Origin of the sequence: Ochrobactrum sp. SFR4 (assembly GCF_019730395.1) — a bacterium.
Taxonomy (GTDB): Bacteria; Pseudomonadota; Alphaproteobacteria; order Rhizobiales; family Rhizobiaceae; genus Pseudochrobactrum.
Genome location: NZ_JAAPBB010001392.1, coordinates 1 through 235 on the forward strand (window position 1 = coordinate 1; position 235 = coordinate 235).

The window sequence follows — 235 nt, forward strand, 5'->3', positions numbered from 1 at the left end:
TTTTTCAGCCATAGTTCGTAGCTCTCATGACATTCGATGCAGCGCTGTGCCGCTGGATAGGCTGACCGGCGCGCAACGCTGATTTCTTCATCACAATCAATGCAGATCAACGCGCCTTGCGCAGTGACTGTCGCTGACACACGGGCAATAGCGGTATTGCGTTCCTGCTCAGCACGTTCACCAGCAAGGTCAAAGGCAAAATTACTCAAACTCATGGTTGTGCTGGTCGCTCTGC

General features: G+C 52.8%; 1 protein-coding gene. It reads right to left on the reverse strand.

From position 1 onward, the window contains the following. Window positions 1-215: TraR/DksA C4-type zinc finger protein (locus HBA93_RS23595; protein ID WP_221724826.1), on the reverse strand; the 215-nt coding region annotated here is incomplete at its 3' end. Window positions 216-235 lie beyond the last annotated feature (20 nt).